Genomic DNA, 16,042 nt, shown 5'->3' with positions numbered 1-16,042 from the left:
CCAATAAAGGATATCAAGTATATAACCGCTATTTGCAGGTAATTCAAAATGATTCAATAGAATTGCACAGTATTTTTAAAGACAACTTTCAATACATTAGCATCCCAATTAAATTTTATGCATACCTATCTAAGAAAAAAGTTAGTTTTTTTTCAAGTTTTGGCATCTCAGTAGATTATCTTATTCGAGCAAATAATTCCTTAGTTATACGAAGCGATAATTTAGATACATATAAATCTACCAATCCATCGCCATACAACTACAATTTATTCAATATCACCCCTTTTATTGGCTTTGGAGCAGATTTTCAATTGAATAAAAAAATCAATGTACTGGTCGAACCAATGTTCAGCTATAGTGTATTGAAGATAATTGATGATCAACCCATTACGGGATATTTATGGAATAGTGGATTACGATTAAGTTTTCAGGTTAAAATTTAAAAACATGCAGCTAATGCCAGAAATAAGTATTGATAGGCTTGACGCAATGTACTCTTCTAAACAGGTTTGGAAATCGTATTAACATAAAAAAAACATAGAATGACAAAGAGCCTCATTTTCTTATTTGTGACAATTTTGTACAATCCAGTCCTTTATTCACAAACAGAAATTGCCTATTCTGATAGCGTATATGGAAATATTAATACGTATGAATTAAGCCAGTTTGAAGATATTTATATTCCAAACCATACTTTTTTAAATCCTACACTCGATTTAGACTTAAATTTTCAACCAACAAACGACCTTAGCATTTTTAACAGCTTTGGTAATTATGCTATTAAGGGCAAAGTGAAGAAGGTGACAAAGTTTAAGAAATATGAATATAGTGATCACAAAAAACTTGATTCATATACTGTTTTCAATACAGACGGATTGAAAACTATGACAAATGAATCGGGATATATCGAATCCTACTTTTATTACAATGAAAAAAATCAAATGATAAGGTGGGAGCGTATCGTAAATAATGACACCTTGTACATTAAAGAGTTTTCATACAACAGTAGAAATCAATTGATAAAATCAGATAAAACCCAATTCCGTGAAAATGGCACATCCATAAAATCGAGTTGGATAATAGCTTATGACCTTCAAAACAAACCAATTGCACTTAAATATGCATACGCCAATGGACAACTCGATGTGATCAAAAATATTACGTATGATCATAACATAGTGAAGATTGAATCATTGAATAATGGGAAAAGTATTGGCACAAAAGAACTAGTTTTTTCAAGCAATAGCCATTTAATTAAAAGCAAATTCAGTAATTATACGATATTTTATAGTTACAATGAAAAAGGCCAATGTGTTAAAGAAATTGTCTTCATAAATGATATCATTAACAATATACGCACAAAGATTTTTGACGAAAATGGAAGTCAAACCAAATCAATATTTGAAGAACCAAATAGTGATAAGAAGGAAATACATTTCACTACATTTAAATATGACAGATTTAATAATAAAACCTACGAGTATTCTTCTGATAATGTCACAAAAAATACCTACGAGTTCTTTTATGAAGTTGAATATTTTTAGAAGAAAAATCATTGCTTCCTGTATTGTCAATAAGGCTTCTTTGCCAAAACATGGGTATTATTCCCCCTGATACGGAATAACTAATTTTCGTCAGAAACCAACAGCGTATTTTGAGATAAATATTGTATTTTTAAGTCAATTATAAAGAAAAGATATACTGATGAACCTAGAACAAAACAAGAAAAATGCTATTGCTTTCTACAAAATGGCCTATGAAGGAAATCCTGAGGGAGCTATACGTCAGTATATTGGTGAAGAGTATATTCAGCATAATCCTGATGTCGAAGATGGCACGACAGGATTCGTCAATTACTTCAATCGAATGCAAAAAGAATATCCTGATAAGTCAATAGAATTTGTCAGGTGTATTGCCGAAGGTGATTTGGTGGCACTGCATACGCATCAAATATGGCCAGAAAATGATGAATATATAACAATGGATTTTTTCAGATTTAATAACAAAGGGAAGATCTGTGAGCACTGGGATTCCATTCAACAAATTCCTAAGAAATCAGCAAATCCAAACAAAATGTACTGACAGAAAATTAACAAAGCTGCTAATATCACATATGCAATGGTATGGCAGGAATTAAAAATAACCACATGGATGACATAAGCATATTTCAAGACAAGGCTATTGAGCCAATTAAAGAGGACTTAGCTAAAAAGCTTAACACAACCGATTCATTGTGGGCTCATCTGCATGATTTTGTTTTAGAAAAATACCCTAATGGACTTACAGGCTGGAACTATCCGGGTAAAAAATATGGATGGAGCTATCGCATTAAAGACAAGAAAAGAGCTATTATTTATTTTCTGCCAAGAGATGGATATTTTAAAGTTGCTTTTGTATTTGGTGAAAAAGCGTTCAATGAAATACTAAACAGCACAATTTCAGATGAAATTAAAAAAGAACTCAGCTTAGCAAAAAAATATGCAGAAGGAAGAGGAATTCGGATTGAAGTGAAAAATGAAATAATAATTGAAGATATCAAAAAACTGATAGAGATTAAGTTGGCTAATTAAAACTATTGGCATTTTAGTCGTAGGCCGACTTCAAGTCGCACTACGACTGAAGAAAACAAAGTAGGAGATTCACTATATTTGAATATAAATACTACTACAATATGCTGAAAGCAATAATTTACTTTAGTTTAAATCTTTCTCTTTTCATATCAATCTCTAATACAGTTTTTTCACAGGAACTTCCAACCAGATTTGCAATTCATGGTGTTTGTGGAATGTCGACATCTATACCGTTTAAAACATCATCTTCAAGTTTTAATAGCTCATATTATAAAATATTGCCTAAAATTAGCCCATTAGTAGGAATTAACTATCAGAATCGATTAACTGAAAAAATCAATTATAGTGTTGGATTTAGCTATAAAGATGTTGGTTATCGCTTACATAATTATGAATTACCGACAGGAGAATTCTTTATTGATTTTATTCAAACGATAAGGATTTCATCATTTGAGTTTCCTTTATCAGTAGTTATTCCTATGAAAAATGAAAAGCTTAACATCTGTCTTGGGATTAATCCATATTATCAAAAAACAAGGGTTATGATTGGCGAGTTCAAAGATTTCTACTCGTATGAACTGGACTCATTTTATTATGAACAATCGGGACATTTTTATCCAAAAGATATTATTTCAGCTAACATATTTGCTGGATTCAGCTATCAGCTAAATAATTCACTTGGAATTAAGCTAATCTATATGCAAGGGTTCTCAAAAGTTGCTGCCATGGATAATAGTTTAAAGGCTTCAAATGATCCTGTCTTTGTAGATATTTTTGCTTACATAGAACCACGATTGTCAACTATTGACTTATCATTAGAAATAAGTATAAATAGGTTGAGACTCAGAAAAAGATAGTATTACAGTCGCTAAACTGGCGCAAGTTCTCAGTCATCGGTTGACTTGAAGTGTTGCTACGACTGCATTCTAGTCACCTCAGCCCTTCCAAAGCTTCATCAACAGCCTCCAGCATAGGTGTTGTTGATATTTCCATACCCACTGCATTTTTCATCCAGAGCTGAGGGATAATCCGACCATAAGCATACATTCTTTTCACTTCGGATGAGAAATCATTTTCCTGCAATTGTTTCTCTACCTGAAAATCGATTACATGTCCGATAGGATAGGCTGCCAGATATAATGGATAATCGATCATGTGAGAATAGATTGCCAGTATGGGTTGATCTTTTATTCCAAATGCTTCAGCAAAGTATTTATTCCAAACATCAATGGCAATACTAATAACGGCTTCTTTCAATTGTTCAGTTGTAGCATCCGGGTTTGCATACAACCATTTCCATACGTCCATATCAACCAGAGAAACACCCATAATCTCATAAGTCGACCAGAAAAGATCGAGGTCATCGAGGTATTGCTTATCTGGATTCTTATTTGTCAGGCCCAATAATTCCAAATCTCGTTTTTGGAAAATAAAAGCCAATGCTTCAGTAAATGCAGTGTTCGGCACACCACGCAACATATAATAATCAACATCTTGCAGACTGATTGTTTGTTCCACATTATGTCCGAATTCATGAACGGCAATGTTATAACCTTTGTAGTTCATTCCATCTGGTTCAACTCGTGTTCTTAGTCGTGCTTTGTCTGATTTCATTTCGGCACCCCAGGCATGTCCGGCACCACGACTAGCATCTACAATTATTTTCGAAGGAATAAGCATAGCGTCAACATCACCAAAACCAAGATCAACTAAGATATTTGGCAAGTCAGATTCAAATGCATCCTTGTTAGGATACTTTGTTCTAACAATCGAATCCAGAAATTCATTGCTCATGCTACTTCTCGACTTGAATCCATCATACCAAATATCAAATGGCTCAAGTGGACGACCGAGTCGTTCTGAAATCAATGCAGCTACTTGCTTTACCTGATCGGAAGAACATAAATCAATAAATAGCTTTTCAACATCTTCCTGTGACATTTCTCGTCCTTCATCAAAACTTCTTTTGATATAGGTTGGATAACTCGGATTATACTCATCAACTGCTTGGCGCGATTTGAAATTTTCTAAAAACCATTGATATCTTACAATGTTCTCAGCAGTATAATCAACTTCTTTTCCTTCTTGATATACTTTATTTTCAACAGGATTCCATTCATACTCATTTGAATTAATTACTTCTTGTGGTATACTCTGATCGATGATTCTCTTCATCACTTCATACACCATTTTTTGTTTATCCAATGCGTCTTTACCGTAGTGTGATTTTAATTCATCGCGTAAACCCCAATGCGAAATCAGTTTCATGTCCTTAGGAAACAATGTATTTCCTTCTGCATCCAATAAATGCCCCATATAAATATTATACTCTGAAATATAAGCATCTGCATTGGCCATTACTTCCGACATATTCTGAATTAAATCAGCAGGAATTCGTGATGTAAACAGATCACCCATACGCGCATAAGCCCACTCTAACCGACTCCATTCGGCACCTAGCTTTGTCTTTTCTTCAAGCGTATAAAAAGGGAAATTTAGCACTACAGCAAAAGCTATTTTATTAGCATATAAATCCTCGACTAAATGAGAAGAGGCATTATAGCCTCCAAATAAATAATCGATTGGTGTGAGGGCATCTCCATCTTTATGAACAGGTAGTTTTAAATCGACATGCATTTTGTTGAAATTCCCATTCAGGATTTCCATATTTATAGATACTTTTTCGAAAAACACTTGACGTGCTGTATCATTGACTATATAATTGGATTTGCAGAATTCAACAAACTCTTCTACAGTACCATCTTCAACCGTCCACAATGCTGCTGCCTGAATAAGGCCTCTATTCATTTGCTTATTTTCACCAAAAAGTCTTACAAGCTCTTTGGATGCTCGTGAAATAGCGTCCTCTTTATCAAATGTAGCTGATTTCTTGAAATTTGGTGTAAAAGAAGTTAGTAGAAAAAACAGTCCAACAAAAAGCCAAAGATTTTTCATAATTCCGATTTAATTGTGATGAATTGGGTATGCAAATTAGGGAAAATTGGGGATTGGATGTTCGACAAGAAGAAAGTCTTATTCTTACTTCCTAACAATAAAAGTTCTTTAATCAAAAAACAACCAGCTAATGCCAAAAACAAAAGCTCTTTTTTTGTACTGATATCCATCTACAATAAAGTACTCACCAGCAGGAAAACCCTGATTGACATGCTCATATTTTACAAAACCTTTGGCTCGTTTAACACTAGCATTAATAAAAACATCAACCATAGGATACATAGTTGTTTCAACACTTTGTTGACGGTAAAACAAACTAAATGGAGCATAAAGTCCATCTGCATAATATGTATCTGTAAGTCTGACACTAAATCCCATCTGCAAATTTAAATTTCCTTTAAATGCTTGTCCCTCATAATAGCTAAGGTGGTTTACTGTCCAAAGAGGAACAGCAAGTGCATTTTCATTGGTCGAATGTTGAAGAGCAACATGATTGTTAAAATGAAATTTACCTGCAATAAAATTTTTCTGAAGCTGCAGGCTTAAAACCGAAAATGGAGAGTTAATTTGAACAGGGTCAACAAACTCATTCAAGTACACATAATTTGAAAGTAAATTATACGACAGTTTGGAAAATAACTGCTTATCCTTATTTGAAATACCTGTAAAAATGGATGTTTTATCTGTAGGATTAAAGTTGTTTTGCCAATGCAAATGATTGCTTCTGGCAAGGGTGTATATGTAGTCAACAGTATTTCGTTGAAGAATAGCTCCTGAAAACCAATGAGTAGATTTACTTAGTGCTTGGTCATAAACTACTTCCAATAAATAGTCATTAATATTCGATCCGCTCAACACATAGTCGACTTCAACAAGGGCAATTCCTTTCAAAATCTTTTTCCTCAATTGAACGACTCCAGTCAAATAGATCAGGCTGCTGTCGTGTCCATTCTGAATAATCCGACCGCTATGATGCCTTAGTCCAACCTTGAATTTATCGATGCTGTTTTTAGACGACAAAGCCATCAAACTAATTTCATTTTGCAGCATTCTTTGGTCTATGGAATCATTGGAAATATCATTGCTAAAATAAACAGAATTGAAATATTCATCACTGATATCCTTGTCTGTATAATTTACATCTAACTTTTGATATAACAGCGAATGCACAAGAAACAAACCACCAGCTTTTTTCTCCCGATTAATTGTATCATCCCTTTGCCTTTCAATTTTCAAGCTATGATTCAGGGAAATTTGCTTGTCGAGAAAGGATATTCTTGCATTCTCCAGAAAAACATTTGCATAATATTTATCACCTGTCGAATATCGAGAATAGGCTGTATCGTTAATTCCTCCAATATCGGAGGCATTTATTTTATTGCTGATAAAGGAAGCATACAGCGTATAATTACCCGATTTTGATCGATAGCGTGAGCTGAGGTTTAGGTTTTTGACTTTATTTTTGAGAAGATCGGACGTATTTCCATAAAATTCAGAGGATATATTGGTGAAATAATTGATCGCAACATTCCAGTATGGAGTAATATTACGGGTGTGTAGTGCATAAAGTTTCTGAAGTTCTCCTCCTCCCTGGACATAAAAAAGCTCCGAAAAAGGTGTGTAGGTGTCAAAATACCTGATTGTGTTTCGGTTTACCCGATATATATCATAGGCATTCAATCCCGAATGAAAACCTGAAGTTGACTTAGCATCATACAAAATACTACGATAAGGGCTCCCATAAATACCGCTAGTGACTCCAAATCGCTCAAAAGAATAAGCAGGATTGTATTCATTAATGAAATCAAGTGTAGTATCTACATTTCGAAATGAATCGGCTTTTATTGCCTGATACTCCAGTGTCGTGTAAATTGTTTTAATAGTAAAAACACTGTCTTTTTTCTGCGCAAAAGAAGTTGCCGATAAAATCAGCAAAAGAAAACATAACAGAATAGCTTTACATCTAGTCATCAACCCTTCTTTGGGAATTTTTAGTTCATTCCTGTAATCAGTTCCCGAATGATTTTTGTCATATAGGGTTCCGATTTATTAGCAGCAGAAATAACATCCTCTACTGAAACTTCTTCCAACTCATCATGAAATCCTTCGTCTGTAATAACTGAAATTGCGAAACAAGGAATACCCATATGTCTGGCTACCAAAACTTCAGGAATAGTAGACATTCCTACAACATCTGCACCAATGATTTGAATGTACTTATATTCTGCACGGGTTTCGAGATTTGGCCCCTGCACACTGGCATAAACTCCTGTATGTACGGTAATATCTCCAAAGTCTCCATTTTCAACTATTTGTTGAGCCTTATTAATCATTCCCTTATCGTAAGGTTCTGCCATATCAGGAAAGCGAGGACCTAACTCATTAATATTCTTACCTCTAAGCGGATTTCCACCCAATAAATTTATATGATCGTTGATAATCATTAAATCACAGGTTTTCATTTTAGGATTTACAGAGCCACAGGCATTGGATACAAAAAGTTTGTCGATGCCTAAAAACTTGAATACACGGACAGGAAAGGTAATTTCCTGAAATGAATAGCCCTCGTAATAATGAAAGCGGCCTTGCATAGCGACTACTTTTTTCCCGCCTAATTCGCCAAAAACCAATCTGCCGGCATGGCTTTCTACAGTCGACACAGGAAAATTGGGGATTTTATCGTAATCTAAGGTAAATGCAATATCAATTTCCTTCACTAATCCTCCCAATCCTGTACCTAATATAATACCGAATTGAGGTGTAAAGTCAATTTGCACTTTGATGAAATCTGCTGATTCCTTGATCCTATCTAACATAATCTGTAATTTTCTTTTTGAAATTCTGTTCTGATCCCTGATCTAAAAATACCAGACGAATAGAAATATAATGCAAAGGTAATTCTTTGAATTTGTTCTCTACATCACTATTCTTTATTCGACTAAAATCTTTCTCAGATGTAAGGATTAATGATTTTTCTTGTTTTAAATTAGTAAACTCCGATGCAATTCTATTAATATCCGATTCAGAAAATTGATGGTGATCTGGAAACTGAATGAACTTCAGTTTTGACACTCTTTTTTCTACATATTCAAGCAATGGTTTTGGTTTGTCAATGCCTGTAAATAATAAAATTGCGTATTCATTCAATTGGTTAATATCAAGCTCTTTGCCATTGGCTGAAAAAATTGATTGATATTCAATACCTGTTTCAAATAGTGGTTTTTGAAATCGTTCGGACAATTTTCCTACATCAGTTTTTGCATTTTCAGGTGTTTTGGTTACAAGCAGCACATCGGCTCTTTTATATCCGAACATCCATTCACGCAAATAACCTGATGGCATAATAAGATCTTTCCAGAATGGTTTATAATAATCTGTTAATAATAAACTGAATCCAGGCTTAATTGTCCGGTGCTGGAAAGCATCATCCAATAGAATGATATCCATATCAGGAAAGCTATTGAGTAATTGCTTGACGCCTTCAACTCGTTTTTCGGCTACAGCTACTTTAATCTGGGGAAACTTGTTTTGAATCATCACCACTTCATCACCAAATTCGGCTGGATTTCCGTTTTCAATAAGGAGTTTGTAGCCTTTTGTTTCCCTTTTATAACCTCTGCTTAATACGGCAATATTTTTATTCTGGCTGATTAAATAATCGACCAAATAAATTATCATTGGCGTTTTACCACTTCCTCCAACTGCTAAATTTCCAACAGATATTATAGGAATAGAAAAGGATTGGGAAGCCAAAATGCCAAAGTCAAATAGTTTATTTCTGACAAAGGTAATAAGCCCGTATATGAACGAAAATGGAAATAAAAATATGATTCGGATTTGTTTCATGCTTTCAATACATACAAAAGTACGCAGCAATTTTAATTTTATTATGATTCAAGCTATTTGATGTAAATTCTTTGTTATAATTTTGAGAACAATTTATCGATCTAAAAAGATGAATGAAAATTATGATACTCAAAGAAATTATAGCCAAAATTGAAGAACAATTTCCATCTGTTTATCAGGAAGATTATGATAATTCAGGATTGATTTGTGGATCAGATGATCTGGAGATTAATGGAATCAATATTTGTGTAGATGTTACCGAAGACGTTTTAAATGAAGCCATTAAAAATGGACAAAACCTGATCGTATCGCATCACCCTATTTTATTTAAAGGAATTAAAAAACTAAAGGGATCAAATTATGTTGAACGCATATTAATTCAGGCCATTAAAAATGATATAGCCATTTACGCTGTGCATACCAATATGGATAATATGTGGTTCGGAATTAATACCTATTTGGCCAATTTATTTGGATTAAAAAACATACAGGTTTTAAAACCCTTGGAAAAAGCTCTTTATAAGATCACTGTTTTTTGTCCGGACATGAAACTTTCTGATGGACAGTATGTTCCTGGCAAAGTTCGCAATGCTATGTTTGGAGCCGGTGCGGGAAAAATAGGCGATTACGATAGTTGCTCATTCAATTATGATGGCTATGGTACCTATCGCGGTTTGGAAGGAACTGATCCCTTTATTGGAAGTAAAGGAAAAACAAATGTTCAAAAAGAAGTGAAAATTGAAACAGTTGTTCCTGTTCATCTAAAAAGCAAAGTAATTAATGCCATGTTGGAAGCACATCCTTATGAGGAAGTAGCCTATGATGTTTTTAGTCTTGATAATGCATATTCAAAAGCGGGGGCAGGTGTTATTGGCGATTTGCCTTTGGAAATGAAAGAAACAGATTTTCTAAAACTGATTAAAGAAAAACTAGGTTCACAGCTAATTCGTCATTCTCAACTATTAAAGCAGAAAGTGTCTAAAGTTGCCATTTGTGGAGGTTCTGGCAGTTTTCTGCTGAAAGATGCATTGATGCAAAAAGCCCAAGCATTTATTAGTGCTGATTTCAAATATCATGAGTTTTTTGATGCCGACCATAAAATACTGATTTCGGACGTGGGGCACTTTGAAAGTGAGCAGTTTACAATAGACATCCTTCATGATTTATTAATTAAAAATTTCACTACCTTTGCGATCTCAAAAACAAAGGTAAATACGAATCCAATTAATTATTTCTAATGGAAAAAATCCCAGCAATTGAAAAACAGTTAAGAGCATTATATAATCTACAATTAATTGACTCTCGTTTAGACAAATTAAGAAGTGTTAGAGGGGAGTTGCCGATGGAAGTTCACGATCTGGAAGATGAAATTATCGGACTTGAAACAAGAATCGAGAATTCAACCAATCAAAGTGAAGAATTACGGCAATCAATTGAGGTTTTCAAAACAAAAATCTCGGAAGCAAATGCACTGATTTTGAAATATGAATCACAGCAAATGCACGTGAAGAATAATAGAGAATATGTAGCTATTTCGAAAGAAATGGAACTTCAGAAACTCGAAATTATGGCTGCTGAGAAAAAGATCAAAGAGGTTAATGTTGAGATTGAAGAAAAAAACAAACAATCAGTAGATGCTTCAGCAGAGTTGAAAGAAAAGAAAAATGACCTGATTGAGAAGGAAAAGGAATTGAAAGAAATTATTGGTGAGACTGAGATTGAAGAAACTGAAATTTTAAAAGGTCGTGAAATTGCCGAAAAAGAAATCGAAGAAAGACTTTTGAAAGCTTATAGCAAAATCAGACTTACCTATAAAAATAATTTATCTGTTGTTTCTATTGAAAGAGATGCTTGCGGTGGTTGTTTTAGTCAGATTCCCCCACAAAGGCAGTTAGATGTGCGCTTACATTTAAAAATTATTGCTTGCGAAAACTGTGGAAGGATTTTAGTAGACCATGAATTAGGAGAACATATTCGTGAAGAATTTGGAGTGAAGCAAGACTAGTAAATTATTTAAATACCATAAAAAGACCTTGTTGACTTAAAACTCTTCAAGGTCTTTTCCATTTTTATCCAAAATCTTATAATCAATCAGGTGCAAAGCCTGGGATGACTTAATGCGAATCAGCATTTTGTATTTAAACATCCACCTAAAATTATGTGGAATTATACCTGCTCTTAAATAAGTACTTATAAATGGATGCACACGAATGGTGATCCGTTTTTCTTTTAATTCGCTGTGAATAAAGTTCAAGCTGTGCTCAATATCATCGACAACCAAAATAGTCGGTTTTACTTCGCCTGAACCACGGCAAACCGGACAAGTTTCTGTAATTGAAAGGTCAATGACAGGTTTTACACGTTGGCGTGTAATTTCCATTAAACCAAATTTACTGATAGGAAGGCAGGCATGTTGCGTTTTGTCCTTACGCATGGCTACTTTCATTTTTTCAAACAGTATCTTTTGATTTTCGTAGGATCTCATGTCGATAAAATCAACAACGATCAATCCACCAATATCACGTAGTCGTAATTGTCGGGCTACTTCTTCGGCAGCATCGATATTGATGCTTAAAACATTTTCTTCCCTATCCGCATCCCGATTTGTTTTACTCCCACTGTTTACGTCCACCACGGTCATGGCTTCTGTATGTTCAATTACCAGATAGGCACCTTTGCCAAAATTGATGATTTTACCAAATAACGATTTTATTTGTCTGTCAATCCGATAACTCTCAAACAAATTTTTTCCATCCTGAAATTTGAGTATTTTCTGCTTTTCAGGGAATATTTTTTCCAGGTATTCCTGCAATTCTCCATGACTTGTTTTGTCGTTCACAACAATTGAGTCAAAGGAATCATTAAGCATGTCTCTTAAAATAGAGGTAGCTTTATTGTATTCCCCAAGGAGTTTGGTCTTTTTCTCAGTAAGATTATGGACAATCTCATTCCACCGTTTCATGATAGACATGAAGTCTTTTTCCAGAAGATGACCATCTTTATTTTCGGCAGCTGTTCTGACAATAACACAAAAATTTGCCGACTTGATATCCATAAATATATCTGTCAGCCTTTTGCGTTCTTTTCTATCACGTATGCGTTTGGATACAGAAACGCCTTCGGAGAAGGGAATCAATACAATATATCGACCTGCTAATGTAATTTGGGAACTAATACGGTGCCCTTTGGTTGAAATTGGTTCTTTGATAACCTGAACCATAACCTGTTGGTCGACCTCAAGTGCTTTACCTATTTCACCACCTTTGCTAATTTGCTGAAACTTCTTAAATGCAGAAATATCTGGCTTAACATGGTCTCCCCTAAGGGTTTTGTTCGTAAAACTAATGAAATTCCGAATATCAGGACCCAGATCATGGTAATGCAAAAAAGCATTTTTACTGTATCCTATATCGACAAAGGAAGCATTTAAGCCGGGAAGTATTTTCTTGATTCTGCCCAGATAGATATCACCAACAAGATATTCCTTGTTGGCTACATCCTGATGAAACTCAACAAGTTTATCGTCCTCTAATAATGCAATGTCCAGTCCTTGTTTAGTGGACTGGATAATTAAATTTCGTTTCAATGATATCCTCCTGTGTGCTTAGCTTAGATTAATCCGCAAAGGGATTAGCAGTCTAAGAAATTAGAAAATGAAATTATTTCCTCTTCTTATGTCTGTTTTTTCTGAGCCTCTTCTTTCTCTTATGAGTAGCAATCTTATGTCTTTTCCTCTTTTTACCGCTTGGCATATTTTCTAATTTTTATTCTTTCAATAAATCAACCGTATCAAGCGATTAAAATAACATGATTCAAATGATCATGCTCTTAACCCTTCTTATACCTTTGAACATAAAACGATTAGCTTACATTTTACTGAAAACTAATCTTTAACAATTATTTATTCAAAAAATTAAAGCAATTAAGCTTTAACCATTTCTTTTACTTTAGACGCAAATGATTTTGATGGCTTGAAATATGGAATATAATGTTCAGGCACTACAATTGATGTGTTCTTCGTTATATTTCTTCCTATTTTCTTGGCTCTTTTCTTAAGCGTGAAGCTACCGAATCCTCTGAAATAGGCGTTTTCACCTTGAATAAGTGAATCTTTTACAATATCAAAAAAGACTTCTACAACTTCTTTAACGTCTCTTTTTTCTAATCCAGTTTTCTTGGAGATCTGAGAAACAACATCCGTTTTAATCACAATATTCTCTTTTTACTTGTTAAACAATTAGTTCGAGCTGCAAAAATAGAATTTTTTAAAAAACCTTTTGCACAAAAGTTGTTTTTTTTCAATAAAAGTTTTGTGCTTGCTAATTAATAGAAGCTTCTCAATTACAATGGGTTCTGTCAAAAAAACGAGTCACCGCTATTTTAGTACATTATTTATATTATTTCTTTCTGAAAAACATCCTTTTTAACTTTGAATGTTAATCGCTATTAATAAGGTTAAGGAAGATAAATATATGCTCGTTGTTATTTCTCCATCTAAAAACTTAAACGAAAAAGACTCACGCTTGGTGTCGCCTTATACCCTGCCCAGCTTTACTTTGGAAGCAAAAAGGCTAATCCTAATACTAAAAAAGTTGAGCATATCGGAGATTAGCAAATTAATGGGCATTAGCTTAAAACTGGCAGAGTTAAACTATATTCGATACAAAAATTTCAAAACACCTTTTACTATTAAAAACTCTAAACAAGCCATCAGTCTGTTTAGTGGCGATGTATATCAAGGTTTTGATTCGAAAACATTAAGCGATCAGGATCTTATTTATGCCAATAAGCACTTGAGAATACTTTCCGGTTTATATGGCTTAATAATGCCTTTGGATATTATTCAGCCCTATCGATTAGAGATGGGAACTCTACTAGAAAATAAAAACGGAAAAGATCTGTATGCCTATTGGGGAAATAAGCTAACAAAATCCCTGAATAATTATTTCAAAAACTCAGATTCAAAAGTTTTGATTAATTTGGCATCGAAGGAATATTTCAAAGCGCTCTACTTTACCAAGATTAAAGCACAGGTTATTAATATTCATTTCAAAGAATTCAGAAATGGCCAATTGGTGTTTTTAAGTTTTAATGCTAAAAAAGCACGTGGGCTTATGTCTCGATTCATTATTGGAAATCGCATAGCCCAAACTGAAGATATAAAACAATTCAATGTAGAAGGCTACTACTTTGATGAGCAACGATCAACTTTTAACGATTGGGTTTTTGTTCGATAGTGTATATTTAATATTTTGTAAATTAGCTGCAAAATCTGATTATCAATCTTAAATAACATATAATGAAAAAATTAGTTTTGATTCTATTGCTTGTTCCTCTTTACCTATCAGTAAGTGCTCAAAATTTGGACAAACTTACTTTAACCAATGATCAGGTTATAAAGTGCACGGTAACTCAGGTTACAGAAGATGTTATTAGTTATAAAATTGAAGATGAAAATGGACAAATTGAAAGTTATTCTGTTCCTTTCACTGATGTAGACGTATTGGAATCTGACAATAAATTTATTTATGAAAAATACATGGATATCAAAGCTGATAAAAGTGTTCCTGCCGGAGTAGAGTTTTCAAAAGCCACAATTTTTGTAATTGGTGGAGCTGTAGTTGGTGTTACAGGTTTGGGGCTCATTGCTTTGTCGAAAATACCAGGTGCATTGCAAACACAAAAAAGAGGACAGCTTAGTGCTACGGGTATTACCATGACAGTTGTTGGTGGCGGTCTGGTCGGACTTGGATTGTACCAATTAAAGCAAGCTGGCGAAAAGTTATTCGAGAAAAAAGCATATTATATTGGCCCAACTGACGAAGGTGTGGGTTTTGTCTATACATTTTAATAACAATTCTCACAAAAAGTGTAAATTGCAAATTCAAAGCATATAACAACTTAAAAAATAATCACATGAAGTGGAAATTTATCCTCCTATTAATGGCAGTATCAAGTTTAAGTATTTTAACTTTTCAAAATTGCAATAAACCCGATCCTTGCGAAGGAGTGGTTTGTTTAAATGGAGGCGTCTGTGTAGATGGCTTTTGCGATTGTCCTGAAGGTTATACCGGAGATAATTGTCAGTTACAAGTAGCACCCAAAGAAATTGTCATTAAAAAATTTGCTATCAATGGCTATCCTGCCTCAAATGGTGGCAACCCATGGGATACACATGATGGTCCAGATCTTTACGTTAAAGTTTTACAAGGCAAAACAGAAGTTTATCGCTATCACAAAACTATCCTCAATGCAGTTGATGGTTATGTTTACGATATGATTCCCTTAACTGGCCAAAACCCATCTCTGGATCCAGACACAGAATATACTCTGGAATTATGGGATGATGATTCGGATCAGGGAATGAATGACCAAAAGGTTCATACTTCGGTTAAGTTTAAACCTTACAAAGACAATACGAACTTCCCAGATACTATTAATGTAAAAAGTTTCTTGTGGGATATGGATATTAGCTTATATCTTAACTACGTACATAACTAAACATTAACACATAACATCTAAGGCTATTTCGAAGATTATCGGAATAGCCTATTTTTGTGCATGAAAGATTGATCACACAGCAGTGTCCTGATTGATATATACTGTTGCCACAAATCAGAAGCTAGGGAAACCTGGCTTTTGTTTTTAGGGCCTTTAAATTAGGAACCATT

Annotated in this window: 16 protein-coding genes; 10 read left to right on the top strand and 6 right to left on the bottom strand. The window is 34.0% G+C overall.

Going from position 1 to position 16,042, the window contains the following annotated elements; genetic code table 11:
• The 5 genes from HOG71_13720 to HOG71_13700 form a co-directional block, all read left to right on the top strand.
• A partial coding sequence (locus HOG71_13720; GenBank protein MBT5991903.1) for a hypothetical protein occupies positions 1-443 on the top strand: 443 nt, incomplete at its 5' end.
• A gap of 99 nt (positions 444-542) precedes the next feature.
• Entirely contained in the window at positions 543-1,544 is a 1,002-nt protein-coding gene (locus HOG71_13715; protein ID MBT5991902.1) for a hypothetical protein, read from the top strand.
• A gap of 160 nt (positions 1,545-1,704) precedes the next feature.
• Positions 1,705-2,082 (top strand): SnoaL-like domain-containing protein, encoded by a 378-nt coding sequence (locus tag HOG71_13710; GenBank protein MBT5991901.1) that lies wholly within the window; start codon positions 1,705-1,707, stop codon positions 2,080-2,082.
• A 41-nt stretch (positions 2,083-2,123) separates the two neighbouring features.
• The gene (locus HOG71_13705; protein MBT5991900.1) at positions 2,124-2,570 is read left to right on the top strand and encodes a DUF3788 domain-containing protein; all 447 of its coding nucleotides are present in this window, start codon (positions 2,124-2,126) and stop codon (positions 2,568-2,570) included.
• A 101-nt stretch (positions 2,571-2,671) separates the two neighbouring features.
• Entirely contained in the window at positions 2,672-3,427 is a 756-nt protein-coding gene (locus HOG71_13700) for a hypothetical protein (GenBank protein MBT5991899.1), read from the top strand.
• A 73-nt stretch (positions 3,428-3,500) separates the two neighbouring features.
• On the opposite strand, the gene HOG71_13695 is transcribed toward HOG71_13700, so the two are convergent.
• From HOG71_13695 to lpxK, 4 genes are all read right to left on the bottom strand, one after another.
• Positions 3,501-5,525, bottom strand: a complete 2,025-nt coding sequence (locus HOG71_13695) for a hypothetical protein (protein ID MBT5991898.1) — start codon at positions 5,523-5,525, stop codon at positions 3,501-3,503.
• 108 nt (positions 5,526-5,633) lie between these two features.
• Positions 5,634-7,496 carry a hypothetical protein gene (locus HOG71_13690; protein MBT5991897.1) on the bottom strand — a complete coding sequence of 621 codons (1,863 nt, stop codon included), beginning with the start codon at positions 7,494-7,496 and terminating at the stop codon, positions 5,634-5,636.
• A gap of 20 nt (positions 7,497-7,516) precedes the next feature.
• Positions 7,517-8,341, bottom strand: a complete 825-nt coding sequence (locus HOG71_13685) for a purine-nucleoside phosphorylase (protein ID MBT5991896.1) — start codon at positions 8,339-8,341, stop codon at positions 7,517-7,519.
• The gene (lpxK, locus tag HOG71_13680; GenBank protein ID MBT5991895.1) at positions 8,331-9,371 is read right to left on the bottom strand and encodes a tetraacyldisaccharide 4'-kinase; all 1,041 of its coding nucleotides are present in this window, start codon (positions 9,369-9,371) and stop codon (positions 8,331-8,333) included. Before lpxK ends, HOG71_13685 begins: the two co-directional genes overlap by 11 nt.
• Positions 9,372-9,490: 119 nt before the next feature.
• Between lpxK and HOG71_13675 the strand changes: the two genes are divergently transcribed.
• Both HOG71_13675 and HOG71_13670 read left to right on the top strand, forming a co-directional pair.
• A complete protein-coding gene (locus HOG71_13675; protein ID MBT5991894.1) occupies positions 9,491-10,609 on the top strand; it encodes a Nif3-like dinuclear metal center hexameric protein in 1,119 nt (372 codons plus the stop codon).
• On the top strand, positions 10,609-11,376 hold the full coding sequence (locus HOG71_13670) for a hypothetical protein (GenBank protein ID MBT5991893.1): 768 nt from the start codon (positions 10,609-10,611) through the stop codon (positions 11,374-11,376). Before HOG71_13675 ends, HOG71_13670 begins: the two co-directional genes overlap by 1 nt.
• 36 nt (positions 11,377-11,412) lie before the next feature.
• Here HOG71_13670 and HOG71_13665 read toward each other — a convergent pair whose 3' ends face one another.
• Both HOG71_13665 and HOG71_13660 read right to left on the bottom strand, forming a co-directional pair.
• The gene (locus HOG71_13665; protein ID MBT5991892.1) at positions 11,413-12,957 is read right to left on the bottom strand and encodes an Rne/Rng family ribonuclease; all 1,545 of its coding nucleotides are present in this window, start codon (positions 12,955-12,957) and stop codon (positions 11,413-11,415) included.
• 336 nt (positions 12,958-13,293) lie between these two features.
• Positions 13,294-13,581: an integration host factor subunit beta gene (locus tag HOG71_13660; protein ID MBT5991891.1), complete on the bottom strand. Its 288-nt coding sequence runs from the start codon at positions 13,579-13,581 to the stop codon at positions 13,294-13,296.
• 262 nt (positions 13,582-13,843) lie between these two features.
• Between HOG71_13660 and yaaA the strand changes: the two genes are divergently transcribed.
• The 3 genes from yaaA to HOG71_13645 all read left to right on the top strand — a co-directional run bounded on the left by yaaA (position 13,844) and on the right by HOG71_13645 (position 15,872).
• On the top strand, positions 13,844-14,608 hold the full coding sequence (gene yaaA, locus HOG71_13655) for a peroxide stress protein YaaA (protein MBT5991890.1): 765 nt from the start codon (positions 13,844-13,846) through the stop codon (positions 14,606-14,608).
• Positions 14,609-14,670: 62 nt separating this feature from the next.
• Positions 14,671-15,222, top strand: coding sequence for a hypothetical protein (locus HOG71_13650; GenBank protein ID MBT5991889.1), 552 nt, complete (start codon positions 14,671-14,673; stop codon positions 15,220-15,222).
• Positions 15,223-15,287: 65 nt separating this feature from the next.
• Complete coding sequence (locus tag HOG71_13645) at positions 15,288-15,872, top strand: calcium-binding EGF-like domain-containing protein (protein MBT5991888.1); 585 nt, start codon at positions 15,288-15,290, stop codon at positions 15,870-15,872.
• Positions 15,873-16,042 lie beyond the last annotated feature (170 nt).

It is taken from the genome of Bacteroidota bacterium (assembly GCA_018698135.1).
Lineage (GTDB): Bacteria > Bacteroidota > Bacteroidia > CAILMK01 > JAAYUY01 > JABINZ01.
The sequence above is the reverse complement of the archived record's forward strand: the minus strand, read 5'-3'. Positions and strand labels throughout refer to the sequence as shown.

Excerpts from the sequence above, each read along its gene's own strand:
- HOG71_13705 (MBT5991900.1), top strand. The coding sequence starts at position 2,124 with ATGGCAGGAATTAAAAATAACCACATGGATGACATAAGCATATTTCAA.
- HOG71_13700 (MBT5991899.1), top strand. The coding sequence starts at position 2,672 with ATGCTGAAAGCAATAATTTACTTTAGTTTAAATCTTTCTCTTTTCATA.
- HOG71_13670 (MBT5991893.1), top strand. The coding sequence starts at position 10,609 with ATGGAAAAAATCCCAGCAATTGAAAAACAGTTAAGAGCATTATATAAT.
- HOG71_13645 (MBT5991888.1), top strand. The coding sequence starts at position 15,288 with ATGAAGTGGAAATTTATCCTCCTATTAATGGCAGTATCAAGTTTAAGT.
- HOG71_13710 (MBT5991901.1), top strand. The coding sequence starts at position 1,705 with ATGAACCTAGAACAAAACAAGAAAAATGCTATTGCTTTCTACAAAATG.
- HOG71_13715 (MBT5991902.1), top strand. The coding sequence starts at position 543 with ATGACAAAGAGCCTCATTTTCTTATTTGTGACAATTTTGTACAATCCA.
- lpxK (MBT5991895.1), bottom strand. The coding sequence starts at position 9,371 with ATGAAACAAATCCGAATCATATTTTTATTTCCATTTTCGTTCATATAC.
- HOG71_13685 (MBT5991896.1), bottom strand. The coding sequence starts at position 8,341 with ATGTTAGATAGGATCAAGGAATCAGCAGATTTCATCAAAGTGCAAATT.
- HOG71_13650 (MBT5991889.1), top strand. The coding sequence starts at position 14,671 with ATGAAAAAATTAGTTTTGATTCTATTGCTTGTTCCTCTTTACCTATCA.
- yaaA (MBT5991890.1), top strand. The coding sequence starts at position 13,844 with ATGCTCGTTGTTATTTCTCCATCTAAAAACTTAAACGAAAAAGACTCA.
- HOG71_13690 (MBT5991897.1), bottom strand. The coding sequence starts at position 7,496 with ATGACTAGATGTAAAGCTATTCTGTTATGTTTTCTTTTGCTGATTTTA.
- HOG71_13695 (MBT5991898.1), bottom strand. The coding sequence starts at position 5,525 with ATGAAAAATCTTTGGCTTTTTGTTGGACTGTTTTTTCTACTAACTTCT.